We start from the raw sequence: 26190 nt of genomic DNA on the forward strand, positions 1-26190 counted from the left end.
CTCTCCTTCCTTCAATATTTTTAACTTTCGCCAAAACCTTCTTGCTTATCTATATTTATTCTTCATTTATACAAAAATAAAAGGAAACGAACGTTTATTCGTTTCCTTTTATTATATCACTTTTAGAAAAAATGTACGAAACCGTCAATGCGGTATAAAGTAGTAAAAACCTAGCTATCGCTAGGTTTTTTTACTTACGCGTGTTTATCAACTAATTCAGCTAGTGCTTCTTTTGGTTGGTAACCAATAACTTGGTCTACCTTTTGTCCATCTTTAAATAAAATTAAAGTTGGGATACTCATTACGCCGTGGCTACCAGCAGTTTCTTGGTTTTCATCCACGTCTACCTTTACGATTTTCACTTTTTCACCGTATTCTTGATCTAACTCTTCAAGAACTGGCGCGATCATTTTACATGGTCCACACCATGGTGCCCAAAAGTCAACAAGAACTAGCCCTGAACCAATTTCATTTGAGAAAGTTTGATCTGTTGCGTGTGCAATTGCCATTGTAATTCCTCCTAAATATATGCTATATCTACATGATAAAGAAAGTATACCACCTTCATATAACAGTGGCTATTTATTTGCTTATACTTTTTAACGTATTCGTAACAACTTATTTACTACATAATACAGGTCGTTCCAGGACATGGAACAGCGAAAGACTAGCCAAGCTAAATGGCTTTATATAATACCTGTATCCTATTTTACACACCTTTAAACAATTCATTCATTATTTTCATAAGAAAAGTCTTTTCCACCGTAGCTGGCAGAAAAGACTTTTTCTTATGAGGATTGTACTTTTAATTTTTTAAATTCTTCTGTAAGCAGTGGTACGACTTCAAATAAATCACCGACAATGCCATAATCCGCTACTTTAAAGATGTTTGCTTCTGCGTCCTTGTTAATAGCCACGATAACTTTTGAATTAGACATTCCAGCTAAATGTTGAATAGCTCCTGAGATACCGCAAGCGATATAAAGATCTGGTGTTACAACTTTTCCCGTTTGGCCAATTTGAAGTGAGTAATCGCAGTACTCAGCGTCACAAGCTCCGCGGGATGCTCCAACTGCTCCACCAAGCACATCAGCTAAGTCTTCTAGCGGCTTAAATCCATCTTCACTTTTTACACCACGTCCACCTGCAATGACCACTTTTGCTTCTGATAAATCTACCCCTTGAGTGGCTTTGCGAACTACTTCTTTTACAATTGTACGTAGATTTTTAATTTCCACATCAAATTCTTTTACGTCTCCTGTACGATTCGTGTCTTTTTCCAAAGCCGAGATATTGTTTGGACGAATGGTAGCAAAGATAAAGTCTTCTGTAGAAATCTTCTTTTCAAACGCTTTTCCTGAATAGATCGGGCGAGTGAAGACTAAGTTTCCACCTGCTGCTTCAAGTGCTGTTACGTCTGATATTAGCCCCTTATCTAGACGCGCAGCCAATTTAGGTGATAAATCTTTTCCTAAAGCCGTATGACCAAATATAATTGCTTCTGGCTTTTCTTCTTGAATAACAGCCAATAGTGCTTGTGCATAGCCATCAGATGTATAAAAATCCAAGTCATCATGCTCGGTTACAATTACTCGGTTTGCTCCGTAATGAATGAGTTCGTCTCCTAAATTTTTCACTCCTTTACCAACAAGAACGCCAACGACTTCTCCACCTTCAGCAACCGTTGCGCCTGCAGCAATTGCTTCAAATGATACGTGCCGTAATGCACCTTCTCTTGCTTCTCCTAACACCAATACTTTGCGTCCCATTTCAATTCCCCCATTATCTTAAGCTTTTTTTAAACTACTTTTGCTTCTGAATGCAATAGCGTAACCATCTCTTTTACTTGATCTTGAATATCGCCACTCAAAACGCGTCCTGCTTCTTTTTTAGGTGGTAAATAAATTTCGATTGTTTTTGTTTTTGCTTCTACATCATCTTCATCTAAATCTAAATCATCTAACTCCAGTTCTTCCAGCGGCTTCTTTTTTGCTTTCATAATGCCTGGTAAAGATGGATAGCGTGGCTCATTTAGACCTTGTTGCGCCGTAACCAGTAGCGGTAAAGTTGTCTCAATAACTTCTGAGTCACCTTCTACATCTCGTACAACTGTTACGTTTGTTCCATCGATATCAAGCTTTGTTGCCGTAGTAACGTACGGAATTTCTAATAGTTCAGCGACACGCGGACCAACTTGGCCTGATCCTCCGTCGATTGCCACGTTCCCTGCTAAAACTAAATCCGGCGATTGATCTTTTAAATACTGCGCTAAAATTTTAGCTGTCGTATACTGATCCCCATACTCTACGTCGTCTTCAATATTGATTAGCACCGCTTTATCAGCTCCCATTGCAAGTGCTGTACGAAGCTCTTTTTCTGCTTCTTCGTTTCCTACCGTTACAACCGTAATTTCTCCCCCATGCTTATCTTTCAGCTGAATTGCTTCCTCTACTGCATATTCATCGTAAGGGTTAATAATAAACTCTGCTCCATCTTCTGCAATTTGACCATTTTGTAAAGCAATTTTCTCCTCAGTATCAAATGTTCTTTTTAATAAAACATAAATATTCATTTATTTCCCCTCCTAAAGATAGTTACTTTCCAACAAACTTTGGCTCTCTTTTTTCAATAAAAGCCGTAACCCCTTCTTTTGCATCCTCCGTGTTGAATACGCTTCCAAAAAGTTGTGCTTCTTTTTCTACTCCCTCGTAATAACGACTCGTTTTTGTATACTGTAGTAATTCAAGGGTCGCTTTTACAGAACTTGGGCTCTTTTTAGCAATTACTTCCGCTATCGCCGTTACTTTTGAATGAAGTTCCTCCTCATGGTAGGAAGCATTTGCTAATCCAAGGGTTACCGCTTCTGTTCCCTTGATTGGCTTGCTTGTTAGCATCATTTCACATGCCTTAGCAGCTCCCACATAGCGTGGCAGTCGCTGGGTACCTGCAAATCCCGGAATGATTCCAAGCTGGAGTTCAGGTAGGCCAAGCTTTGCATCATGCGTAACAAATCGCATGTGACAGCTCATCGCTAATTCTAACCCTCCTCCAAGAGCCGTTCCATGAATCATGGCAATAATAGGCTTTGGATAATTTTCAATATACTCAAATAAGTTTTGACCTTTTTTAGCTAAATTTTCATATTGAGTAGATTGTTGTAAGGAAGTAAACTCTTTAATATCGGCTCCTGCGCAGAAAAAGCGCCCTTCACCTTTTAGAATAATAACTCGAGTTTCCTCAATCTCTTCGTACTTTTTTAGTAGTTGTGAAAGCTCTTGTAATACGCCTTGAGACAGCGCATTAGCAGGTGGGTTGTTAAATGTAATAAACGTTATTCCTTGAATTGTTTCACTATACAAAGCGCTCAATTCTACTCACCTCTTGCTTCAATTTATGTAGAGCATAAGCTCTCCCCATTAAAGCGGAGAGCCACTGCATCCATTCATTAATAAATAGTGTACTTTTTTAGATAGTTCGCTTAATTCGTAACGCTGATCATTCATCACCCATGTAGTGACCGTTTCATCAATCGTCCCAAATATCATTTGGCGGGCCAAGCGAATATCCAAGTTTTCTGGAAACTCTCCTGTTTCGATTCCCTTTTGAAGGATGGTATCAATAACAGTAAGGTAATCTTTTAATACATCATTAATTTTCAAGCGAAGCTCTTTATTTGATTGTCTTAACTCTAACTGTGTGACAACCGCTAATGAATAATCACTTGCTAAGAATGAGAAATGTTTATCAATTAACATATATAGGCGTTCAGAAGCAGTGTTTACTTCAACAATTTCTTCCTGTACCTTTTCAATAAACTGTCCCATCTTTTCTTGAAATAAAGAAATTAATACATCTTCTTTATTTTTAAAGTATAAATAAATCGTTCCATCAGCTACTCCTGCTTGCTTAGCAATCTTTGAAACCTGAGCATTATGGTAGCCGTTTTCAGCAATAACAATTACTGCTGCATCAATAATTTGCATGTACTTTGGCTTATTTCTTTTCAATCTAAATACGCTCCTTTAAAATATGAATGATGATTCATTCATATTTTTATAATAAAGAAATAAGATGATTCTGTCAATTGTGTTTTATAAAAAAAGAGACGACGTTTATCACGTCGCCTTTTTTTGGCTTTCCTTTTCTTCCTCAACGAGTGCTCTTCTTAAAATCTTTCCGACTGCTGTTTTCGGAAGTTCTTTTCGAAACTCGTATACCCGAGGAACTTTGTATGCCGCTAAATATTGACGTGAAAAAGTATTTAATTCTTCTTCTGTACATGATACACCATTTTTTAGAACAATGTAAGCTTTTACTGTTTCTCCTCTGTATTCATCTGGAATTCCAGCAACAACGACTTCTTGCACTTTCGGGTGCTCATACAGTACCTCCTCAATTTCACGAGGATAGATATTATATCCACCTGCAATAATCATATCTTTTTTACGATCTACAATATAGAAGAAGCCATCTTCATCCATGTAACCAACATCACCTGTTTTCAGCCACCCATCTTGTAACACAGCTTCGGTTTCATCAGGACGATGCCAATATCCTTTCATAACCTGTGGACCTTTTACTACAATTTCACCAATTTCATTAATTGGCAATGCTTCGCCTGTTTCAAACGAGACAATTTTGGCATCTGTATCTGGCCAAGGAACACCGATACTCCCTCTAATTCTCTTCTCCCAAACAAAATTAGAGTGTGTAACTGGAGATGTCTCAGTTAAACCGTAACCTTCTACTAACTTCCCTCCCGTTATTTCCTCAAATTTTTCCTGTACTTCAACAGGGAGAGGTGCAGAACCACTAATACATGAATCAATGGATGATAAGTTGTATTTGCTGAGATCTGGATGATTTAATAACGCAATATAAATAGTTGGGGCACCTGGAAACAAAGTAGGACGCTGCTTATGAATCGTTTTTAAAACGCTTTCTGCATCAAATTTGGGTAATAAAATCATTTCATATCCTTCTAAAACAGATAAAATGAGTACCGTGGTTAAACCATATACGTGAAAAAACGGTAGGATTCCAAGAATTTTTTCATGACCTTGTTTGCACCGATAAAGCCAATGAGAGCACATTGTTGCGTTCGTTACTAAGTTTTTATGAGTAAGCATAACTCCCTTTGGAAATCCAGTTGTTCCACCAGTATATTGTAATAAGGCAATATTTTCATTAGAAGTAACGTCATATACAAAGGTTTCAGATTCTCTTTTACGCTTCATAATAGTTGGGAATAGATGCGTATCACCCATATGCTCAACTTGAACAGTTATAGCTTGCTGCTTTTTTTGTACATAAGGATATAATAGATTTTTCGGGAATGGTAAGTAGTCTTTAATTGAAGTTGAAATAACATGTTTAATTTTTGTTAACGCTTTCACTTTTGAGATGCGCGGATACAATAGATCTAAAGCAATGATACATGTTGCTCCTGAATCATTTAATTGATACTCTAATTCTCTTTCTGTATACAACGGATTGGTTTCAACAACAATTCCTCCTGCCAAGAGAACTCCATAAAAAGAGATAACAGCTTGAGGACAATTTGGCAACATTATGGCGACTCGATCTCCCTTTTGTACACCTATTTCCTTGAGGTATACAGCCAAAGTAATTGCTTGCTCATATAGTTCATGAAACGTGAGTCGCTTGCCTAAAAAGTGCACAGCACACTTATGTGGATTCTTCTTAGCTGCTTCCTCAAAAAGCTGAGCTAACGTCTTTTCACTGTATGCAAGTGAATGAGGTATTTCAGGTGGGTACTGAGAAACCCATGGTTTATCAAGCATACTGCTCCCTCCCTTTATTTTTAATTTTCTTTCTTCTTAAAGTATACTACTTTTGAATCAGTGATTAGCATGACAAATAGTTATAAAAAAAGAGAAGAGATTTTCACTCTTCTCTTGTCTAACTAATTTATGAAAAAAACAACAAATAAATAAGGCCAATCACCATAAACAATCCGCATAATCCAATCAATACTTTTGCCAATAGTTCCATGTCTCTGCTCCCCTATCCAATTCCTGCACCAATGACAAACGACATGCCAACAGAAATAATCAATGAAATTAAGCCGACCGCGCGATTATCATTTTCAATCTCGTCGTCAATTCGAAACTTTGGTGTTAAAAACTCAAAGATAAAGTAGCTGATTAACAAAAGAACAAACCCATAGATTCCCCAGCCCAGCATTGTAAATAAATTATCATTATGCTCGATGGAATACTTAAAAATATTGGCTAAGCCAAATATTTTACCTCCTGTAGCCATGGCAACTGCAAGGTTCCCTTTTTGAATTTCTTCCCAGTTTTTATATTTTGTTACAAGTTCGAAAATCGCTAAAAATACAACAATACTTAATATAACAACGCTGTAGTAAGCCGCTGATTCCACATAAGGATCTTTCCAAAAATTATCCATTCCTTGCAGCTCTCCTCCCCCTCATCTTCTCTATTACTTAAATTCTACGACAGTAACACCTGTCCCTCCTTCACCAGCTTCGCCAAAACGAGCTGATTTAACTGAACGGTGGTTCTTTAAATATTCTTGCACACCTTTTCGTAAAGCACCAGTTCCTTTTCCATGAATAATAGATACGCGTGGATAACCTGCAAGAAGCGCATCATCTAGATATTTTTCAACTCGACTAAGTGCATTTTCGTATCTTTCTCCTCTAAGATCAAGTTCTAAGCTAACATGATAATCTTTACCTTTTACCGTTGCAAGAGGCTTTGTTTCAACAGGTTTTGGTGAGCTGATGTACTCTAGGTCTTTTTCTTTTACTTTCATTTTCATAATACCCATCTGAACTTGCCACTCATTACTTCCTGTCCGCTCAAGTAACGTACCTTTTTGTCCCCATGTCACAACTTTCACTTCGTCGCCTGGAGACAGGACTCTCTCTTGCTTTTTAGGTTTAGAAACTTGCTTTTTACTTTTCTCCAATGTAGGGACCGCATCTTCTAGGCGTTTTCTTGCTTCAATCAGCTCATGCTCTTTAATCGATGCTTGCTGATTTTTTTGCATTTGGCGTAAATTCCGAATAATGTTTTCCGCTTCTTGTGATGCTTCCTTAATTGTATCTTCAGCTTTCTTTTCTGCTTTTTCATATAACTTATCGCGCTGTTCATTGAATTCAATAATTTGACGCTGAAGCTCTTGATGAAGCTTTTCAGATTCCTTACGTAATGTTTCCGCTTCAGCTAGTTCAGCTTCCGATTTACGTCTGCTCTCTTCAAGGGACGCAATCATGTTTTCCACTTTATTTGTCTCAGAACCAATATAGCTTTTAGCATGATTGATAACCTTATCTTCTAGCCCTAATCGCTTTGAAATTTCAAATGCGTTACTTCGTCCTGGCACACCAATTAATAGCTTATAAGTTGGGCTTAGCGTTTCAATATCAAACTCAACGCTCGCATTCACAACACCGGCACGGTTATATCCATATGCCTTTAGTTCTGGATAATGAGTGGTTGCAACTACTCTTGCACCGCACCCATATACTTCATCCAAAATCGAAATAGCTAGCGCTGCTCCTTCTTGAGGGTCTGTACCGGCTCCTAGCTCATCAAATAAAACAAGGCTTTCGCTATCTACCTTCTTTAAGATATCCACAATATTAACCATATGAGAAGAGAACGTACTTAAGCTTTGTTCAATTGACTGCTCATCTCCAATATCGGCAAATACGTGCTTAAATACCGCCATCTCTGAACCGTCTAGCGCTGGAATTTGGAGGCCAGCTTGAGCCATTAGTGTAAATAAACCAATTGTTTTTAGCGTAACGGTTTTACCGCCTGTATTAGGACCTGTAATCACAATCGACGTATAGTCATCACCAAGCTCAATATCGTTGGCTACCACTTCATCTTGCGAAATCAGAGGATGCTTTGCTTTAAATAACTTGATGTAGCCTCGGTCATTCATCTTTGGTTTTGAAGCTTTTAACTCGTGACTATAACGTCCTTTAGCAAACATAAAATCTAATTCACCGAGTAAATAAATGTTTTGTCTTAGCTCATTTGCTACTTCTGCCACTTGAGTCGTGAGCTCAATTAAGATTTTTTCGATTTCTTGCTTTTCTTTCATTTTCGCTTCTTGCAATTCATTATTTAACGTAACAATTGCTTGCGGTTCAATAAATAGCGTTGCACCTGAAGATGACTGATCGTGAACGATACCTCCATAAGCACTGCGATACTCTTGTTTTACTGGAATAACGAATCGGTCATTTCGAATCGTTACAACCGTATCTGAGAGCATTTTTTGAGCAGAAGATGAGCGCACTAAACTCTCTAGCTTTTGACGAATACGTGATTCAGTCGAACGAAGCTTTTGACGAATGCCTCTCAGCTGTTCGCTAGCACCGTCTAGAACCGTTCCATTTTCATCAATGCTCATCTTAACCGCTTGCTCTACTTCTGGCAGGGGTACCAACTTTTCGATATGTTCTTGGATAATTGGAATCTGGACGTCTTCGTCTTCTACTAATTGCTCAACAAATTGTTTTAATTGTCTCGCTGCATAGATTGTGCCAGCAATATCTAAGAGTTCATTTGGACTTAACGTTCCTCCAATTTCAGCTCGCTTTACGCTTTGTCTTACATCCGAAACTCCACCGAGAGGTGCATGTCCACGAAGTCTTAGAACTGTTGTGGCTTCATCTGTAGCATCCTGCCATTTTAAAACCTGTTCATAGTCTGTAGATGGAACAAGCTGATCTACTTTTTCTTTCCCTAAAGATGAGGCAACTTTTGTAGCTAGCTGTTCTTTTACTTTATTAAATTCAAGCACTTGAAAGATCCTTGGTTGCAAAATAAATTCCTCCTGATAATTATTACTCTTTGTGGCGGTTTAAAAACACCTTTAACTCATCTAAACTATACGTATTTAACACTGTTTGAGGCTTTAACCATCCCTTTACGCCAGTAGATACGCCAACCTTCATGTCTTCTAACATCTCGAGGTTGTGAGCATCTGTATTAATAGCGATTTTCACTCCTGCTTCTTGTGCTTTCTTAATGTGCTCTGCTGCTAAATCCAAACGATTTGGGTTTGCGTTTAATTCAAGAGCAGTATCGGTTTCTTTAGCAAGTGAAATTAACAAATTAATATCCACATCATACCCTTCTCTTCGACCAATTAAGCGTCCCGTTGGATGTGCAATTAAATCTACGTGTTGATTTGTTAACGCGTTTTTCAAACGCATCATAATGTCTTCACGAGATTGTGAAAAACTTGAATGAATAGAGGCAATGACAAAATCCATTTCAGCTAATAGCTCATCTTCATAATCGAGCGTCCCGTCTGGTAAAATGTCCATTTCAATTCCTGCTAGAATCGTAAAATCCGTATATTTTTCATTTAACCTCTTTACTTCTTCTCGCTGCTTACGAATGCGCTCTGGCGTTAATCCGTTAGCTACTTTTAAATACTGTGAGTGATCGGTAATCGCCATATACTCATAACCTTTTGCTCGGCAAGCTTCAGCCATTTCTTCAAGAGAGTAACCTCCATCACTCCACGTTGAGTGCATATGTAAGTCGCCTTTAATATCACCATGCTTTAAGAGCTCTTGATTCTTTGTAAATATGTCTACTTCACGTCCATCTTCTCTAACCTCAGGTGGAATAAATGCTAGTCCAAAATGATGATAGAACGCTTCTTCTGTTTCAAATGTTTGGATTTCACCTGTCTCTATGTTTTCCACACCGTATTCACTAATCTTCTCCCCGTTCTCCTTAGCTAATTGACGCATACGAACATTATGATCTTTGGAACCAGTAAAATGATGAAGCGTTGTAACAAAAGCTTGATCTTCAACAAGACGGAAGTCAACGGATACGTCGTAGTCATAGCCGAGCGTCACAGAAACTTTTGTATCTCCATTTGAAATGATATCTTTAACAAGCGGCAATGACACAAGCTGTTCTCGAACAGCTGCTGGGTTTTCCGTTGAAATAATAAAATCTAAATCCTTTACCGTTTCTTTCATTCGTCTAATACTTCCAGCTTGTGAATATCGAATAATATCTGTCATCGCTTCTAATTGTCCTAGAATTTCTTCAGCAATTGGTAGCATAAATGCAAGTGGTAACCGCTCTGGTCTTTTTCCATATTCCGCGATTGCGGCTAAAATCTTTTCTTCTGTTTTCTTACCAAAGCCGGCTAATCCCTGAACTTTTTCATTATGACAAGCTTCTTCTAGTGAAATGATGTCCACAATGTCTAGCTCTTTATATAACTTTGCAATCTTTTTTCCACCTAATCCAGGAAGTTTTAAAAGCGGTACTAGCCCTTCCGGCACTTCTTTTTTCAATTCGTCTAATACGGATGACTGGCCTTTTTCTCTAAATTCTTCAATTACCGTCGCTGTACCTTTTCCAATTCCTTGTAGAGCTGTTACGTCTTCAATATCACTTAGGCTACGCTCATCGCTCTCAAGCGCTGCCGCAGCTTTACGAAAAGCAGAAATCTTAAATGGATTATCTCCTTTTAACTCCATATATGTAGCAATAGTCTCTAAAAGTTTAATAACATCTTTTTTATTCATTATTCAACCTCGATTCAAGATTTATATGTATGAGTGCGGTCTATATTTACTTGTACTACTTTGACACCAAAAAGCTTTATTTACGTTTAGTCCTTCTTTATTATTGTAAAACAAAAAAAGAGGATTTCAAAAGTATTATGCCACTTCTGAGCAATCCTCTCCACTGTCTATTTAAATTACTTGCTTATACCATACCGTATTCTGTCCACAAATCTTGAATAACAGATGATAAATAAGGTGTATTTTCAACGATATTTGTGGCAATTGCTGACTGCTGAATCGCCGTTTGTACGTCATTTACAGGAAGAACCGCCCCCAGATAGAGTAGAATGAATACGAGAACGTAAACCTCTACAAAGCCTAATGCTCCTCCTCCCCATCTATTCAGTTGACGTAAGATCGGAAGATCCGTTAAAGCAGTTAGCACAGAACCAACCATACGTAAAACAAGACGGGTAACAAAGAACAAAATCGCAAAAGCTATCATGCGATAAAAAGCATCTTCAAGAAACGCAGGATCTAATACAAATGATGCAACGCTTTGCTGTTGCATATTTGGAAACGGAATTAACAAACGTAGTCGAGGTGCTAAATCTGTGCTAAAAATATAGGCTACAATAAACGCTACGGCAAAGCTCACAAGGTGAACGATTTGTAGTATTAGCCCGCGTTTTAATCCAGTAACAAATCCTAACAGCAGCAGGATAACTAAAATAATGTCTAACATTAGAAGTCTCATTCCTCTTTCTGATGAAGTTTTTTTTCTAACATTTCATATTCCTCTTTGAGCTTTACATACTCATTCACAATATTGACCGCAGTTAGAACAGCTAATTTATTAATGTCTAAATACGGATTTTTTTTGCTAATCTCCCTCATTTTATCATCAACAATCGAAGCTACCAGTCGGATATGACTAGTACTTTCTGTTCCAACGATTTTATAAGGCTGCCCATATATATCAACTGTCGCACGTGTTTTATCTTGTCCTGACACGAGAAAGTCCTCCGTTCCACAAAAAATCCTAATCAATATCATATCATGAAGAAGACTGCAATGGAAACATATCAATATTTACGTTATTATAAAAAATAGACATTTATTTGTAAAATAAGTTGACTAATCAGCTTATCGACAATGAAAGGTGGAGACATATGTCACACGTTGTTTTAACTTTATCATCTGATGACATCTTCAAAATGAAAACATTTTACACTCCGCACTTACAGGCTAAAGTACCTGCCGGTGCAATATTTACTGCAAAGACAGGTAACAGCTCAATCACCGCTTATAAATCTGGAAAAGTACTGTTTCAAGGGAAAGATGCGGAAGTAGAAGCTGTGAAATGGAGCAACACAACCGCACCAATTAAAAAGCAAATTTCTAAAACTAAAGCCGTTTTACCTCCAAACTTTAGTGAGCTATCGGTAATTGGTTCTGATGAGGTAGGAACTGGTGATTACTTTGGTCCAATGACGGTTGTTGCTGCATACGTTAAAAAAGAACAAATTCCATTATTGAAAGAGCTCGGTGTCCGCGATTCAAAAGATTTAACCGACCAAAAAATTATTTCCCTTGCTCAGCAATTAATAAAAATTACTCCTTACAGCTTGCTCGTCCTACATAATGAAAAGTATAATACTTTCCAAGAACGAGGTATGACACAAGGAAAAATGAAAGCACTTCTTCATAATAAAGCAATTTTAAACGTGCTGAATAAGCTTAGTCCTGAAAAGCCAGACGGCATTTTAATTGATCAATTTGTTGAAAAGAATACTTATTACAAACATATCGCTAATGAAAAAGCAATAGCTAATGAAAACGTATATTTTAGTACGAAAGGCGAGGGCGTACATTTAGCAGTAGCTGCTGCTTCTATTATTGCAAGGTATGCCTTTTTAAAACAGATGGATAAGCTTTCAGAAACGGTCGGTATGACCATTCCTCGTGGCGCAGGCAAACAGGTGGATATTGCAGCTGCCTCCATTATTAAAAAGCACGGAGTTAAAGGTTTACATTCCATTGCTAAAACTCACTTCGCAAATACAGAAAAAGCTTTAGCTTTAGTAAAAAAATAAAGGAAGCGCACAATGCGCTTCCTTGTTTTTTTATGAACGTAAGCTTGCTTTAAATTGTTCTTCAACAACTTTTAATACATTAGCATGAGCTGCTGATACTTCTTCATCCGTAAGCGTGCGCTCTGGATCTAGATAGCGTAAAGAGAAAGCGACAGACTTTTTGCCTTCTTCCATTCTTTCACCATCATATAAGTCAAACACCGCAACTTCTTTCAATAGTTCTCCACCAGCTTCATAAATCGCTGTTTGAAGTTCTCCTGCTAATACTTCTTTATCCACAACAAGAGCAATATCTCTTGTGATTGATGGGAAGCGAGGAATTGCAGAATAGCGAACTTCTTCTACTTTCGCCGCAAAGATTGCTTTTAAGTTTAGCTCAAATACGTACGTTTCGCGAAGACCATATTGTTTTTGCGTCACTGGATGAAGCTGACCAACATACCCAGCTTCTTGACCATTTAATACAACTGCCGCTGTACGTCCAGGGTGCATGCCTTCTTGGTTTGTAGGCTTATATTCAATGTGATTATCAAGACCTAATGCTGATAATAATCCTTCTACAACGCCTTTAGCCACATAGAAATCAGCTGCTTTCTTTTCACCTTGCCAGCTGTGAGAATGCCATAAGCCTGTGATTGCTCCTGCTACTCGCTCTTCTTCTATTGGTAGCTGACCTTCTTTAGTTCCCAAGAACACTGAACCTGTTTCATATAGCGCAATTGAGTCTGTTTGACGAGCGTTATTGTGTTTAACAGCTTCAAGTAAGTGTGGTACTAAGCTTTGACGAAGAACGCTGCGGTCTTCACTCATTGGCATCGCTAAACGAACTGTTGATGCAGTATTTAATGCAAACTGTGTTGCTTTCTCTGCACTTGTTAATGAGTATGTTGTTGTTTGAGCTAACCCAGCGCCTTCTAAGAAACGGCGTACTTTACGACGCTTTAGCTGATAATCAGATAAACGGCCTGGCGTTGCTACAGTCACAGGAAGAGTTGTTGGTAAGTGGTCGTACCCATACATACGAGCTACTTCTTCCACAATATCTTCTTCAATTGTAATATCACCGCGACGCGTTGGAACGGTTACGATAATGGCATCGCCTTCCACTTTGCTTTCGAACTGAAGACGATTCATGATTTCTTGAACTTCAGCCATTTCTAGCTCTGTACCAAGAACATGATTGATGCGCTCAAGCGTTACAGATACAACAGCTGGTTCAATTGTCATTTCATCAAATTCAACTGTTCCTGAAACAATTTCTCCACCCGCATAAGCAGCCATTAGTTCAGCAGCACGATCAGCTGCTATACGTGTGCGGCTTGGGTCGATTCCTTTTTCAAAACGTGCACTTGCTTCACTACGAAGACCGTGCTCTTTCGATGTTTGGCGCACAGATAACCCGCGGAAGTAAGCAGATTCAATTAACACATTTACTGTGTCATCTTGGACTTCAGAATTCGCTCCTCCCATTACACCGGCTAAAGCGATTGGGTCTTTACCATTTGTAATGACAAGCTGGTTCTCTTTTAGTACACGTTTTTGATCATCGAGAGTTACAATTTCTTCGCCTTCTTGTGCATGACGAACAACAACTTCTTTTGAGCCAAGACGATCATAATCAAACGCATGAAGTGGTTGACCGTATTCAAGTAAAATGTAGTTTGTAATATCAACTACGTTATTGTGTGGTCGAATCCCAGCTGCCATCAAGCGCGTTTGCATCCATAGCGGTGACGGCGCAATTTTAACATTTTTCACCATACGTGCTACGTATAAAGGATTATCTTCTTTTGCTTCTACTGCAACTGAAATGTAATCCGATGCTTTTTCTTCCGTCTCTTGAAACTCAACCTCTGGGTATTTTACTTCACGATTTAAGATTGCTGCTACTTCATGAGCTACCCCTAGCATGCTTAAACAGTCTGAACGATTTGGCGTTAAGCCAAGTTCTAATACTTCATCATGCAAATTCAATGCTTCTAAAGCATCTGCTCCAACTTCAGCATCGCTTGGGAATACAAAGATTCCTTCTTGGTAATCTTTTGCGACAAGCTTGCTTTCAATTCCAAGCTCTTGAAGAGAACAAATCATGCCGTTTGATTCTTCACCGCGAAGCTTAGCACGCTTAATTTTAAAATCGCCTGGTAATACAGCGCCTACTTTAGCTACCGCTACCTTTTGACCTTGTGCTACGTTTGGAGCACCACAAACGATTTGAACCGTTTCATCCCCAAGGTCAACCTGACAACGACTTAACTTATCTGCGTTTGGATGCTGTTCACGTTCTACTACGTGACCGATGACAACACCGCTTACGCCTTTATTTAAATTTTCTACACCTTCAACTTCAATTCCACTTTTTGTGACTTTATCAGCAAGTTCTTCAGCTTTTACTCCTGATAAATCTACATATTCTTGCAACCAACGATATGATACAAACATGTTAGTCCCTCCTTTATACTTGTTTGAATTGATTTAAGAAACGAGCATCATTTGTATAGAAATGACGAATATCATCAACGCCGTGCTTTAACATAGCGATACGCTCTACGCCTATTCCAAATGCAAAGCCGCGATATTTTTTAGAGTCATAGCCGGCCATTTCAAGTACATTTGGATGTACCATACCAGCACCTAAAATTTCAATCCAGCCTGTTTGCTTACAAACATTACAGCCTTTTCCTCCACATTTAGCACATGATACGTCCACTTCAACAGATGGTTCAGTAAATGGGAAAAAGCTTGGACGTAGACGAATTTCACGCTCTGCACCGAACATTTTTTTCACAAATACCTCAAGCGTTCCTTTTAAATCACTCATACGAATATTTTCATCTACAACTAAACCTTCAATTTGCATAAATTGATGTGAATGCGTAGCGTCATCATCATCACGACGATATACTTTACCAGGACAAATGATTTTGATTGGACCTTTCCCTTCATTTCCATTCATTACGCGGGCTTGTACTGTTGATGTATGAGTACGTAATAACGTTTCTTCAGTAATATAGAACGTATCCTGCATATCACGTGCTGGGTGACCCTTTGGTAAATTTAACGCTTCGAAGTTGTAGTAATCTTGCTCCACTTCAGGTCCTTCAGCTACTTCATAGCCCATGCCTAAAAACAAATCTTCAACCTCTTCAATTACGCTTGTTAGCGGATGATGTGTACCGACTTTAACTGGTCGACCAGGAAGTGTCACATCGATTGTTTCTGAAGCTAGTTTACGGTTGATTTCTTCTGCTTCTAGCGCCGCTTGCTTTTCTTCAATCTTTGAAGCGATTGCTTCGCGCACTTCATTTGCAAGTGCTCCCATTACAGGACGCTCTTCAGCAGATAATTTCCCCATTCCGCGAAGTACTTCTGTAATTGGTCCTTTTTTTCCTAAATAAGCTACACGTACATCATTCAATGCTTTTAAATCTTTTGAGTCATCAATTTTAACAATCGCTTCTTGTTGCAGCTCTTGTAAACGCTCTTTCATTGAATAATCCTCCTTTTGTTTTAAAAAATTGCAAATAAAAAAACCTCTCCCAAAAAGGGACGAGGTTTAATCGCGTTACCACCCTTGTTAACCATGCATCTGCACAGTTCACTTCATTAACGTTAACGGAATATCCGGAACACCTTTACATCAAAAATGATGGTCCAAGTGTCAACTCAAGAGGTGAATTCACTTATTGCGCTTATAAAAATGCTTTCAGTCACGGCATTTTCTCCCTGAATAACGCTACATAAGCTACTGCTCTCTATCACTGCTTTTCGCATATTTAGCTATTGTATTATTATAGTGAAAACGGCTAGCCGTTGCAACTACATTCCACGTAAATAGTACATTAAAATTGCTGATGCAATTGCTACATTTAACGATTCACTCTTTCCAAATATCGGTATATATAGGTTATGGTCCGTTTCATTCAGCACCGCTGAGCTTACACCTTGCCCTTCGTTACCAACAATCAGAGCAAAAGCTTCTGGCTTTTCAACTTCCGTGTACACAGAAGCATTTTGTAATGATGTACCATACACGCTAACTCCACATTCCTTTAGTTCTTTAATCGCACTAATTAAGTCTTTCTTAATAACAGGCAAGTTAAAGATTGCACCTTGAGTCGAACGGATGACTTTACTGTTATAAACATCTACACAGCCTGCTCCAATAATGACTGCATCGATTCCAGCAGCTTCTGCTGTACGAATAATGGTTCCTACGTTACCTGGATCTTGGACGGCATCTAACAGCACTAATCGACGCGCTGTCTGTAAGACGGATGATGATTGGTTTTGGTAACAAACGGCTGCAATTCCCTGAGGGGTTTCTGTATCAGCAATTGCTTTAATAACAGCAGGCGTCACCACAATCATCTCAACCGTATCAACATTCCAATGCGATGGAATATCAACATTATCAGCAAGAATGAGATACTTAATCATTTCTCTTTGGTTTAAAGCTTCTTCGACAAGATGAAAGCCTTCCACCAAAAATAAACCTTGATTATCGCGCTCTTTTTTTGTATGTAATTTTTTCCATAGTTTAACCTGTGGGTTCTTCACGGAATCAATTCGCTTCACCAAACATAACTCCTCTATTTATCAATTTCAGTTACGATACATAAATTGAATGTGACATACACAAACTATTTTTGATTTTACTATCTATAGTTGAGGTGATCACGATGGATCTTAATTTACGAAATGCTATTATATCAAATGTTTCAGGTAATTCTCAAGAAGAGCTTGAAGCAACGATTATGGATGCTATCAAAAGCGGTGAAGAAAAAATGCTTCCAGGTCTAGGTGTACTTTTCGAAGTACTATGGGAAAACTCGCCTAAAAGTGAAAAAGAAGAAATTTTAACAACACTTGAAAATAGCTTAAAGTAAGTACAAAAGGTGCACTCAAATCGAGTGCACCTTTTGTTTTATTCAAACGTAATTTTATTAACCGTTTCACCATCAAGTTTTTTAATAACTTCTGTAATTAACTTCACCGCATTTTCATAATCATCGCGATGTAACATTGCGGCATGTGAATGAATATAGCGAGTTGCAATTGTAATAGATAGTGCAGGTACGCCGTTAGCTGAAATATGAATAGCTCCTGAATCAGTACCACCGCCTGATAACGCATCAAACTGATATGGGATGTTCATTTCATCTGCTACATCTGTTACAAAGTCACGTAGACCTTTGTGAGAAACCATTGATGCATCATATAAAATGATTTGTGGACCGTCACCCATTTTTGATGCTGCTTCTTTTTCAGACACTCCAGGCGTATCACCAGCAATACCTACATCTACGCCAAATGCAATATCAGGTTGAATAAGATTGGCTGACGTTTTTGCACCGCGTAAACCAACTTCTTCTTGCGCTGTTCCAACACCGTATACAACGTTTGGATGCTCTTGACCCTTTAAATTCTTGAGCACATCAATAGCAATAGCACAGCCGATACGGTTATCCCACGCTTTAGCTAAAAGCATTTTTTCGTTATTCATAACGGTAAATTCAAAATACGGAACAATTTGATCGCCAGGCTTTACGCCCCATTCCATTGCTTCTTCACGACTAGATGCACCGATATCAATAAACATATCCTTAATCTCAACCGTCTTCTTACGTACTTCAGCAGGTAAAATATGAGGAGGTTTAGAACCGATAACTCCTGTAATATCGCCTTTGCGCGTTACAATTGTAACACGTTGCGCTAGCATAACTTGCGACCACCAGCCACCTACAGTTTGAAAACGAATGAAGCCTTTATCATCAATTTGAGTGACCATAAAGCCAACTTCATCTAAATGACCTGCAACCATAATTTTAGGGCCTTTTTCATCACCAACTTTTTTGGCAATAAGGCTTCCAAGTCCGTCTGTTGAAATGCTATCAGCATAAGATTCAATATATTTTTTCATCACTTCTCTTGGTTCGCGTTCGTTTCCAGGAATACCTTTTGCATCAGTTAAGTCTTTTAACATTTGTAATGTTTCATCTAACTTTTTCATTTATCCATACCCCTTTCATATGTATATCTTTTATTATATAAGAAAGCATTTTCAGAGGAAATGTTTTCTTCTTAATACCCTTCGTCTTGACGCTTAAAGTTCACTTCATTTTTCATAATATAAGCCGTTTTCACTTCCTCAGCTGCGAAGCCAAGAATTTCTCCAAGACCCATGTATGAAGAGAATGCTTCTATGTACTGTTCTTGATCTACGCTTCCTTTTAATTGTGTGAGCAAAGAGAACACATGTAAAAATTGTTCTGTTGCAGTTTCTTTGTCCGCTTTAACCGGAAGTTCTTCAATTGAATCAAATCCCCATTCAATTCCTAAAGATAATAAGAAGTGAACACCGTCTACGAACTCTTCTAAAATAACCTTTTTATCTGCCGACGGTTTTAGGCTCCAAAATTTGAAACAACGCGTTTCATTAGCCAGCTCGCCTAATTCTACTAATAAAGCAAGAAGTTTGCGGGAAACCAAGTCTTCGTTTTGAAGGTTATGATTTGTTTCAATATGTTGATCTAGCTGGCGCTGCATGTTAAATAAAGACTGTAAGTTCATATCTAATCTCTCCTAAAATAAAATAAATATTAATATAAAATTAAAAATAAATGAAACCTTTTTGCCCTTTATACGTACTGTTAGGAAACAACCCTCGGCAAGGAGGCGATATCGCTTTGATTGTGCTCTTAATGCGACTATTAGTAATTGCTTTATTAGTCTATTTCGTTCTTTTTATTATACGATATGTTCGAAATCCAAAACGAAAATTAATGCAAGCCAAAGAGCAAAATGAATTTTACGTGGTGGATGAAGCAGAAAATGTTCGTAAAAATTTGGAGTTAACGTATAAAGGTGTTTTGTTTGAAGGCGAAAAATATATAAATGAACAAATTTTTTCTATTACTATGTTATTAAAAAATCCTGACCAGCTCAATGATTTAACTCATGAGGATATCAGATTGGTATCTGCTAAGGTATCAACTTTATACCCAAAAGCCATTATTAGCTGGAAAAGTCCCGTACGAGAGTTTTTAAAGAAAGAGCCACAAAAGCAATAGCTTTTGGGCTTTTTTATTGAGAAAGCTTTTGATAAACAGTGTGCTTACTTCTTGTTGAAGAAGGCCTCTCTGCTTAGTGTGATTTCCATTCCAGATTGTTCCGTTTCCGCAGGGAGAGCGCCGACCCTCCTTGTATACTGTGAGGTCTCACCTGACTCGCTAGTCCTGCTGAAGTATCACATCTTTCATTTCAATCACGGGGCTTTTGGATAGGGAAGCCTTTTGATGAGATTACTCTCTTGAAGGAATTTTAAAAACGCTCTCTACTTTGCATATTCAGCTCCATTAACCTCTACGTTTGAAACGTTTTCTTCTAACTCATAGATAAGAAGCCTACTACTACATCTATCTAAAACAATAGCCTTAAAAATAAAAAGCAAGATGTTTGTTCATGGCTTCTCCCATTTCATTTTTCAAATTATTCATCTACATATAGATTAGCAATAATGCCAAATGAACAACCACCAAAGCAGGCAGACCGAAACGAAAGCTTGCGTGCTTTGTTTTGTGACGATAAAGATTCATGCCAATGGTTGCACCTAGAGCTCCTCCGATAATGGCAATCGTCCAAAGTGTTTGCTCTTTGATTCTCCATTCATTTCGCTGAGCTCTTTTTTTGTCTGCATTCATTACATATAAGCCAATAAGGTTGATAAGTATCGCGTATATCATTAAAAGCAAAGATAATCCCTCCAATAAACAAAAAAGTCTTGCTACCTAGTGGTAACAAGACTTTTTAGCAGAAATTACTTCTCTAAGCCTTTTTTAGCAGCTGCTGCTAATTCAGCAAATGCTTTTTCGTCAGCTACAGCTAAGTCAGCAAGCATTTTACGGTTAACTTCAATACCTGCTAATTTTAATCCGTGCATTAAACGGCTGTAAGAAAGACCATTCATACGAGCTGCTGCATTGATACGTGTAATCCATAATTTACGGAAATCACGTTTTTTCTGACGACGGTCACGATAAGCATACATGTATGATTTCATTACTTGCTGATTAGCAACTTTGTATAATCTATGCTTTGAACCGAAGAAACCTTTGGCTAATTTTAAAACTTTTTTACGACGTTTGCGTGTTACTGTACCGCCTTTTACGCGTGGCATAATTGTTACCTCCTGTTATGTTTCTATCTCAACCCAAATTACTTAATGTTATCTAATAAGTGACGAATACGTTTGAAGTCACCTTTGCTTACTAAAGAACCTTTACGTAATTTACGTTTTTGTTTAGTAGATTTGTTAGCGAATAAGTGACTAGTGTAAGCACGAGCACGCTTTAACTTACCGCTTCCAGTTTTTTTGAAACGCTTTGCAGCGCCACGATGTGTTTTCATTTTTGGCATGGGGTGTTCCTCCTCGTTCTATTACTTTTCGTTTTTAGGTGCAAGCACTAGGAACATGCTGCGTCCTTCCATTTTTGGAGCTGATTCAACTGAACTAACATCAGCGCAAGCCTCTGAAAAACGATCAAGTACTTTTTGTCCAATTCCTTTATGAGTAATAGCACGACCCTTAAAACGAATTGACGCTTTTACTTTATCACCTTTTTCAAGGAACTTACGTGCGTTACGAAGTTTTGTGTTAAAATCATGCTCATCGATTGTTGGGCTTAAACGAACTTCCTTTAAGTTAACAACCTTTTGGTTTTTACGAGCTTCTCTTTCTTTACGCTGTTGCTCGTAGCGGAACTTACCGTAGTCCATAATACGACATACAGGTGGTTTCGCGTTTGCAGCAACCATTACTAAGTCAAGATTTGCTCGTGCAGCAATATCAAGTGCTTCATTTTTTGATTTAATTCCTAATTGCTCACCGTTTTGATCAATTAGACGAACTTCGCGAGCTCGAATGCCCTCGTTTACCATCATGTCCTTGCTAATAAGTAGCCACCTCCAAGGTTTAATGAATGAATACGCTTGTGTAGATATTGGTATACACGCAAAAAAGCGTGAGTACACAATGCACCCACACTACTATCGTTAAAAGTAAATACGATGTCAACCTGCTAACTGCTCTATACGCGTCAATCAGGTGAGAAGCGGGTGCTTCTTCTTCTGCACAAACAAGTATTCAATTACTTAAGCTATTATAGTATCAACAAAGACAAAAGTCAATGATTTCGTTCTTTATTTAACAACAAAAATCATTTTACCAAAGGAAAAACATTTATGCAACATTTTTTTTACTTTTTTTAAAAAGGAAAGCAGAGAGGTTGCCCTCTCCGCTTTTTCATTAGCGAGTAATTTCTACTTTTAATCCTGCTAAGAACTGCTCAAAATCAACAGTTTCTGAATTTTGCTCACCGTATTTACGAACATTAACCGCTTTTTCTTCTACTTCTTTATCTCCCACTACTAGCATGTAAGGAATTTTTTGCATTTGAGCTTCACGAATTTTATAGCCAATTTTCTCTTCACGTGAATCTAGTTCCACACGTACGCCAGCTAACTGAAGTTTCTCTTGAACTTCTTTTGCATAGTCTAGGTGAACAGTTGGCGATACTGGAATCACTTGAACTTGAACAGGTGCTAACCATGTTGGGAATGCCCCTTTGTATTCTTCAATTAAGAAAGCAACAAAGCGCTCCATTGTTGATACGACACCTCGGTGAATAACAACCGGACGATGCTGTTTTCCATCTTCACCGATATATGTTAGATCAAAACGCTCTGGCAATAAGAAGTCCAGCTGCACTGTTGAAAGAGTTTCTTCTTTTCCAAGAGCCGTTTTAACTTGAACGTCTAGCTTCGGACCGTAGAATGCTGCTTCACCCTCTGCTTCGTAATAGTCTAAGCCAAGCTCATCCATCGCGTCTTTTAACATGGTTTGTGCTTTTTCCCACATTGCATCATCATCAAAGTATTTCTCTGTATCTTCTGGATCACGATACGATAAGCGGAACGAGTAATTTTCAAAGCCAAAGTCTTTGTATACAGCTTCTACTAAGCGAACCACACGAATTAATTCGTCTTTAATTTGGTCTGGACGAACAAAGATATGTGCATCATTTAGCGTCATACCGCGAACACGCTGAAGACCTGCAAGTGCACCTGACATTTCATAGCGGTGCATCGTACCTAGCTCTGCAATACGAATTGGTAATTCACGATAGCTGTGGATATCATTTTTATATACCATCATATGGTGTGGACAGTTCATTGGACGAAGAACTAAATCTTCATTATCCATTTCCATTGCTGGGAACATACCGTCTTGATAGTGATCCCAGTGACCTGATGTTTTATATAGCTCTACGCTACCTAGGACTGGTGTATACACATGTTGATAACCTAACGCAACCTCTTTATCCACAATGTAGCGCTCAATAACGCGACGAATTGTTGCACCTTTTGGTAACCATAATGGAAGACCTTGTCCAACTTTTTGTGAGTTTGTGAATAAGTTAAGCTCTTTACCAATTTTACGGTGATCACGCTCTTTCGCTTCTTCTAATAAACGTAAGTGCTCATCTAAATCTGCTTTTTTGAAGAATGCCGTGCCATAAATGCGCTGCAACATTTGATTGTTGCTATCTCCACGCCAGTAAGCACCTGCAATATTTAACAGTTTAAACTCTTTAATTTTTCCTGTTGATGGAACGTGGACACCTCGGCAAAGATCAAAGAATTCTCCTTGGTGATAAACCGTTACAGTCTCACCTGCTGGAATAGCATCGATAAGCTCTAACTTTAATTCATCTCCAACTTCTTTATAAAGCTCAATTGCTTCTTCACGAGACACTTCGCGACGCTCAATATCAATATTGGCGTTTACAATCTTCTTCATTTCTTTTTCAATTTCAATTAGATCGTCAGGTGTAATGGATTGCTCCATATCAATGTCATAATAAAATCCATTCTCAATAACTGGTCCTACACCAAGCTGGACCTTTTGATCTTTAAAAACACGCTTAATTGCTTGAGCCATTAAGTGCGCCGTACTGTGACGCATAATCTCAAGTGCTTCACCTGAATCTTGTGTGATGATTTCAAGCTGACCGTCTGCATGGATTGGTGTACGCAAATCTAAAAGCTCACCGTTTACTTTACCCGCAATTGATTTTTTCTTTAGCCCTGGGCTAATTGATGATGCAATTTGTTCTGTGGTTGTACCTTTAGGATACTCTTTTACTGCTCCATCTGGAAATGTCATTGAAATAACTTCTGACATGTGATTCAACTCCTTATTTATCTCAATATAATCTTGCATAAACTGGTTATTTACGCAAATAAAAAAACTCGTCCCTTAATAAGGGACGAGTTGTGTATACACGTGGTACCACCCTTGTTTCTGTCTTTTTGCTTAACAAGGCACAATGAAAGACAGCTCGAGGTTTGATAACGGAAATTCCGTCAGTAATTACTAAAGTAAAATACTTGTTTACTACTGAAGTTTAGAGGTGGTAAGGATATAAATCGTGTTAAGAATCTTTCAGCCACGGATTCTCTCTCTAATAAACCGTAAATATAAACTCATGTCCTCATCATTACTTATCGCTGATTAAAATTTTTACAATATGAGCCTATTATATTCATTTTTAAAATAGAAATCAACCTCTCAAGTCAGATTCTCTTTTTTTAAAAATGCCGCTTCTTGTTTTGTGCATATGACCACTCGTTCTTGAAAAAGATTTTGAATAGTATAAATGAAATCATGTGTATTCTCACGATCACTATAAATATAAATATGCTGCGGAGATAGTGTAATGAGAGGCGCTATAACGGATGGGTCTATGTATAACGACTCATTCTTTTTCATAAATTCTTCAGCCAGATGTTGACGCTGATTCACTGTTAGCAATCCAAAGTTTTCATCATAGAGTTGAAATTCGTTCTCTTGTGAATGCACAACATGTACAGCTTCGCAACTTGCTTCCTCCGTTAAAATAACTTGTCTCAGCTGTTCAACAAACATTTGATATTCATATTCTAGTTTATATTCATCAATAGCGATTTCTAAATAGTACTGTAAGCGAGAGCGATAGTTCTTTAATCGAAACTGGAGAAAAGACTCAAATGTAAACGTAACGTTGTTAACCAGAAAATCTTGAAGCGCTTCTCTAATTAATAAATCTTTAGGCATCGGAAAGTCACGTTTAGGTACGTCAACTTTCTCACCTTCTACAATATGATAGACCATGTCTATCATAAGCTGTAGCTCTTGTTCATCCGTATAGAAAAATTTCTGTGTCAAAATCTCACTTAAAATCGTCTCTTCTTTCTGCTCTAATATAAAGTCTGTCAATACTGGGATTAGCATATCGTGTACAATTTCGTCTCGATTATATGTCACGTCAATTACTAGAAGCTGACTGTTCACAAGTTTAAAGCATTGCGGAGCATATGATAAAGCGCTTCGTTTCGCGCATAGCGACCTGTAAATACCAATTGCTTCTTTCTCATACTTAAAGAAAATTCTCACTAATGTTAGCCCCCTTTTGGACACGCTTTATTTATATATATGGGGCAACATGAAAAAAATGAGCAAGTCCTTACATGAAATGTAAAAGAACTGCTCATTTATTACGTTTATTTTCACCTTCTACCTTTACAGGAGTGGCTAACGTCTTGATTCGTTCCATAATGCGGGCAGCTTTTAGCTCTTCTTCCTCGCCTTTTTGCGTATACGTTAAATGGTGCTTCATCTGCTGAAAATTTAGGTTTGACGTAAAGAAAGTAGGTAAATTTTCTAACATTCGAAATTGAAGAATGGTACCCAATACATCGTCGCGCATCCAGCTTGTTACGGATTCTGCTCCCAAATCATCTAACATTAGGACAGGCACTTTTTTAACGTATTCAATCTTCTCGTTAAAGGTTTTATCTTGAAAAGATCCTTTAAGCTCACGTAAGAATTCAGGAACATATACAATCGTTGATTTTACTTTCTTTTCAGCTAAAGCATTAGCAATGGCACCTAAAAAGTATGTTTTTCCAACACCGAACGATCCATGTAGATAAAGAGCTTTCATCTTCTTATTAGGTTCATACTCCCTGACAAAATCTCGTACTAACTTGATTGCTTCAAGCCTTCCTTGCTCAATTTCAATATCTGACATGGAAGCACCTAAAATATCTTTCGGTACATAAAGACACTGGATAAATGATTCTTGCTCTTTGCGTTCATCTTCAGTTACTTTTCGAGGGCAGCGCTCATAGGTCACATCAATGTTTTTACCATCAATTACAAGCTTTGGCTGATAACCTTTAATCATATTAACGCAGCTTTGCAGGGATGGACAGTCTTGACACTCTTTGCTTTGTCCTTTAAATTCATGCATCTTAATGAGACCTCGTTCTACAATACCTTCATCCAATTGATCTCGATTCTTCCTTAAGAAATCTTGGACATTACGATCAGAAAGTACTTCTGATTTTAACGTTTCAAATCGTTCCTTGAAACCTTGATTATTTGCTAGTTTGTTTAGCGAATCATTGATTGACTTCACCCCATCACCTCTCCTTTCC

26 protein-coding genes and 2 other annotated features are annotated in these 26190 nt (G+C 38.0%); of the genes, 3 read left to right on the top strand and 23 right to left on the bottom strand.

Going from position 1 to position 26190, the window contains the following annotated elements:
* Positions 1–194 precede the first annotated feature (194 nt).
* The 11 genes from trxA to zapA form a co-directional block, all read right to left on the bottom strand.
* The gene (gene trxA, locus LZP85_RS16390; protein ID WP_025907844.1) at positions 195–509 is read right to left on the bottom strand and encodes a thioredoxin; all 315 of its coding nucleotides are present in this window, start codon (positions 507–509) and stop codon (positions 195–197) included.
* Positions 510–788: 279 nt separating this feature from the next.
* The gene (locus LZP85_RS16395; RefSeq protein ID WP_119543224.1) at positions 789–1769 is read right to left on the bottom strand and encodes an electron transfer flavoprotein subunit alpha/FixB family protein; all 981 of its coding nucleotides are present in this window, start codon (positions 1767–1769) and stop codon (positions 789–791) included.
* Between the two features lie 29 nt (positions 1770–1798).
* Positions 1799–2572: an electron transfer flavoprotein subunit beta/FixA family protein gene (locus LZP85_RS16400; RefSeq protein WP_025907842.1), complete on the bottom strand. Its 774-nt coding sequence runs from the start codon at positions 2570–2572 to the stop codon at positions 1799–1801.
* Positions 2573–2594: 22 nt separating this feature from the next.
* A complete protein-coding gene (locus LZP85_RS16405; protein WP_119543225.1) occupies positions 2595–3368 on the bottom strand; it encodes an enoyl-CoA hydratase in 774 nt (257 codons plus the stop codon).
* A gap of 48 nt (positions 3369–3416) precedes the next feature.
* Positions 3417–4007, bottom strand: a complete 591-nt coding sequence (locus LZP85_RS16410; protein ID WP_025907840.1) for a fatty acid metabolism transcriptional regulator FadR — start codon at positions 4005–4007, stop codon at positions 3417–3419.
* A gap of 108 nt (positions 4008–4115) precedes the next feature.
* Positions 4116–5804: a long-chain-fatty-acid--CoA ligase gene (locus LZP85_RS16415; protein ID WP_119543226.1), complete on the bottom strand. Its 1689-nt coding sequence runs from the start codon at positions 5802–5804 to the stop codon at positions 4116–4118.
* A gap of 223 nt (positions 5805–6027) precedes the next feature.
* On the bottom strand, positions 6028–6435 hold the full coding sequence (locus LZP85_RS16420) for a DUF350 domain-containing protein (RefSeq protein WP_025907838.1): 408 nt from the start codon (positions 6433–6435) through the stop codon (positions 6028–6030).
* Between the two features lie 33 nt (positions 6436–6468).
* Positions 6469–8832 carry an endonuclease MutS2 gene (locus LZP85_RS16425; protein WP_062687067.1) on the bottom strand — a complete coding sequence of 788 codons (2364 nt, stop codon included), beginning with the start codon at positions 8830–8832 and terminating at the stop codon, positions 6469–6471.
* Positions 8833–8854: 22 nt separating this feature from the next.
* On the bottom strand, positions 8855–10570 hold the full coding sequence (gene polX, locus LZP85_RS16430) for a DNA polymerase/3'-5' exonuclease PolX (RefSeq protein WP_206782158.1): 1716 nt from the start codon (positions 10568–10570) through the stop codon (positions 8855–8857).
* A 184-nt stretch (positions 10571–10754) separates the two neighbouring features.
* Positions 10755–11297, bottom strand: a complete 543-nt coding sequence (locus LZP85_RS16435) for a CvpA family protein (RefSeq protein WP_206782159.1) — start codon at positions 11295–11297, stop codon at positions 10755–10757.
* Positions 11298–11305: 8 nt separating this feature from the next.
* The gene (gene zapA, locus LZP85_RS16440; RefSeq protein ID WP_025907834.1) at positions 11306–11566 is read right to left on the bottom strand and encodes a cell division protein ZapA; all 261 of its coding nucleotides are present in this window, start codon (positions 11564–11566) and stop codon (positions 11306–11308) included.
* A 158-nt stretch (positions 11567–11724) separates the two neighbouring features.
* On the opposite strand from zapA, the gene rnhC reads away from it, so the two are divergent.
* Entirely contained in the window at positions 11725–12648 is a 924-nt protein-coding gene (rnhC, locus tag LZP85_RS16445; protein ID WP_206782160.1) for a ribonuclease HIII, read from the top strand.
* Positions 12649–12678: 30 nt separating this feature from the next.
* Here the strand turns inward: rnhC and pheT are convergent, their stop codons facing one another.
* The 3 genes from pheT to LZP85_RS16460 form a co-directional block, all read right to left on the bottom strand.
* Positions 12679–15090, bottom strand: a complete 2412-nt coding sequence (gene pheT, locus LZP85_RS16450; RefSeq protein WP_206833164.1) for a phenylalanine--tRNA ligase subunit beta — start codon at positions 15088–15090, stop codon at positions 12679–12681.
* A 13-nt stretch (positions 15091–15103) separates the two neighbouring features.
* Positions 15104–16138 carry a phenylalanine--tRNA ligase subunit alpha gene (gene pheS / locus LZP85_RS16455; protein WP_025907194.1) on the bottom strand — a complete coding sequence of 345 codons (1035 nt, stop codon included), beginning with the start codon at positions 16136–16138 and terminating at the stop codon, positions 15104–15106.
* A gap of 52 nt (positions 16139–16190) precedes the next feature.
* Positions 16191–16419 (bottom strand) — a binding site (T-box leader).
* A 48-nt stretch (positions 16420–16467) separates the two neighbouring features.
* Positions 16468–17226: a TrmH family RNA methyltransferase gene (locus LZP85_RS16460; RefSeq protein ID WP_025907196.1), complete on the bottom strand. Its 759-nt coding sequence runs from the start codon at positions 17224–17226 to the stop codon at positions 16468–16470.
* A 104-nt stretch (positions 17227–17330) separates the two neighbouring features.
* Between LZP85_RS16460 and sspI the strand changes: the two genes are divergently transcribed.
* Complete coding sequence (gene sspI, locus LZP85_RS16465) at positions 17331–17537, top strand: small acid-soluble spore protein SspI (protein WP_061784967.1); 207 nt, start codon at positions 17331–17333, stop codon at positions 17535–17537.
* Positions 17538–17575: 38 nt separating this feature from the next.
* Here the strand turns inward: sspI and LZP85_RS16470 are convergent, their stop codons facing one another.
* Positions 17576–18661: a M42 family metallopeptidase gene (locus tag LZP85_RS16470; protein WP_119543231.1), complete on the bottom strand. Its 1086-nt coding sequence runs from the start codon at positions 18659–18661 to the stop codon at positions 17576–17578.
* Positions 18662–18732: 71 nt separating this feature from the next.
* Positions 18733–19221 carry a dUTP diphosphatase gene (locus LZP85_RS16475; RefSeq protein ID WP_119543232.1) on the bottom strand — a complete coding sequence of 163 codons (489 nt, stop codon included), beginning with the start codon at positions 19219–19221 and terminating at the stop codon, positions 18733–18735.
* Positions 19222–19343: 122 nt separating this feature from the next.
* On the opposite strand from LZP85_RS16475, the gene LZP85_RS16480 reads away from it, so the two are divergent.
* Positions 19344–19721, top strand: coding sequence for a hypothetical protein (locus LZP85_RS16480; protein ID WP_374955884.1), 378 nt, complete (start codon positions 19344–19346; stop codon positions 19719–19721).
* A 426-nt stretch (positions 19722–20147) separates the two neighbouring features.
* On the opposite strand, the gene LZP85_RS16485 is transcribed toward LZP85_RS16480, so the two are convergent.
* From LZP85_RS16485 to dnaI, 7 genes are all read right to left on the bottom strand, one after another.
* A complete protein-coding gene (locus LZP85_RS16485; protein WP_224840013.1) occupies positions 20148–20402 on the bottom strand; it encodes a DUF1294 domain-containing protein in 255 nt (84 codons plus the stop codon).
* 65 nt (positions 20403–20467) lie between these two features.
* Positions 20468–20827, bottom strand: coding sequence for a 50S ribosomal protein L20 (rplT, locus tag LZP85_RS16490; protein WP_061784963.1), 360 nt, complete (start codon positions 20825–20827; stop codon positions 20468–20470).
* A 38-nt stretch (positions 20828–20865) separates the two neighbouring features.
* Entirely contained in the window at positions 20866–21066 is a 201-nt protein-coding gene (gene rpmI / locus LZP85_RS16495) for a 50S ribosomal protein L35 (RefSeq protein ID WP_013059426.1), read from the bottom strand.
* A gap of 21 nt (positions 21067–21087) precedes the next feature.
* Complete coding sequence (gene infC / locus LZP85_RS16500; protein ID WP_025907220.1) at positions 21088–21591, bottom strand: translation initiation factor IF-3; 504 nt, start codon at positions 21589–21591, stop codon at positions 21088–21090.
* A 66-nt stretch (positions 21592–21657) separates the two neighbouring features.
* Positions 21658–21783 (bottom strand) — a sequence feature (ribosomal protein L20 leader region).
* Between the two features lie 172 nt (positions 21784–21955).
* On the bottom strand, positions 21956–23893 hold the full coding sequence (gene thrS / locus LZP85_RS16505; protein ID WP_119543233.1) for a threonine--tRNA ligase: 1938 nt from the start codon (positions 23891–23893) through the stop codon (positions 21956–21958).
* A gap of 387 nt (positions 23894–24280) precedes the next feature.
* Positions 24281–25144, bottom strand: coding sequence for a sporulation protein YtxC (ytxC, locus tag LZP85_RS16510; RefSeq protein ID WP_206782162.1), 864 nt, complete (start codon positions 25142–25144; stop codon positions 24281–24283).
* Positions 25145–25238: 94 nt separating this feature from the next.
* Entirely contained in the window at positions 25239–26171 is a 933-nt protein-coding gene (dnaI, locus tag LZP85_RS16515; protein ID WP_025907224.1) for a primosomal protein DnaI, read from the bottom strand.
* Positions 26172–26190 lie beyond the last annotated feature (19 nt).

Source organism: Priestia flexa (genome assembly GCF_021441905.1).
Classification (GTDB): domain Bacteria; phylum Bacillota; class Bacilli; order Bacillales; family Bacillaceae_H; genus Priestia; species Priestia flexa.

Excerpts from the sequence above, each read along its gene's own strand:
- pheT (WP_206833164.1), bottom strand. The coding sequence starts at position 15,090 with ATGTTTGTATCATATCGTTGGTTGCAAGAATATGTAGATTTATCAGGA.
- LZP85_RS16395 (WP_119543224.1), bottom strand. The coding sequence starts at position 1,769 with ATGGGACGCAAAGTATTGGTGTTAGGAGAAGCAAGAGAAGGTGCATTA.
- LZP85_RS16400 (WP_025907842.1), bottom strand. The coding sequence starts at position 2,572 with ATGAATATTTATGTTTTATTAAAAAGAACATTTGATACTGAGGAGAAA.
- rplT (WP_061784963.1), bottom strand. The coding sequence starts at position 20,827 with ATGCCACGCGTAAAAGGCGGTACAGTAACACGCAAACGTCGTAAAAAA.
- infC (WP_025907220.1), bottom strand. The coding sequence starts at position 21,591 with ATGATGGTAAACGAGGGCATTCGAGCTCGCGAAGTTCGTCTAATTGAT.
- rpmI (WP_013059426.1), bottom strand. The coding sequence starts at position 21,066 with ATGCCAAAAATGAAAACACATCGTGGCGCTGCAAAGCGTTTCAAAAAA.
- polX (WP_206782158.1), bottom strand. The coding sequence starts at position 10,570 with ATGAATAAAAAAGATGTTATTAAACTTTTAGAGACTATTGCTACATAT.
- thrS (WP_119543233.1), bottom strand. The coding sequence starts at position 23,893 with ATGTCAGAAGTTATTTCAATGACATTTCCAGATGGAGCAGTAAAAGAG.
- pheS (WP_025907194.1), bottom strand. The coding sequence starts at position 16,138 with ATGAAAGAGCGTTTACAAGAGCTGCAACAAGAAGCGATTGTTAAAATT.
- trxA (WP_025907844.1), bottom strand. The coding sequence starts at position 509 with ATGGCAATTGCACACGCAACAGATCAAACTTTCTCAAATGAAATTGGT.
- LZP85_RS16470 (WP_119543231.1), bottom strand. The coding sequence starts at position 18,661 with ATGAAAAAGTTAGATGAAACATTACAAATGTTAAAAGACTTAACTGAT.
- rnhC (WP_206782160.1), top strand. The coding sequence starts at position 11,725 with ATGTCACACGTTGTTTTAACTTTATCATCTGATGACATCTTCAAAATG.
- LZP85_RS16415 (WP_119543226.1), bottom strand. The coding sequence starts at position 5,804 with ATGCTTGATAAACCATGGGTTTCTCAGTACCCACCTGAAATACCTCAT.
- LZP85_RS16420 (WP_025907838.1), bottom strand. The coding sequence starts at position 6,435 with ATGGATAATTTTTGGAAAGATCCTTATGTGGAATCAGCGGCTTACTAC.
- LZP85_RS16475 (WP_119543232.1), bottom strand. The coding sequence starts at position 19,221 with ATGAACTTACAGTCTTTATTTAACATGCAGCGCCAGCTAGATCAACAT.
- sspI (WP_061784967.1), top strand. The coding sequence starts at position 17,331 with ATGGATCTTAATTTACGAAATGCTATTATATCAAATGTTTCAGGTAAT.
- LZP85_RS16435 (WP_206782159.1), bottom strand. The coding sequence starts at position 11,297 with ATGTTAGACATTATTTTAGTTATCCTGCTGCTGTTAGGATTTGTTACT.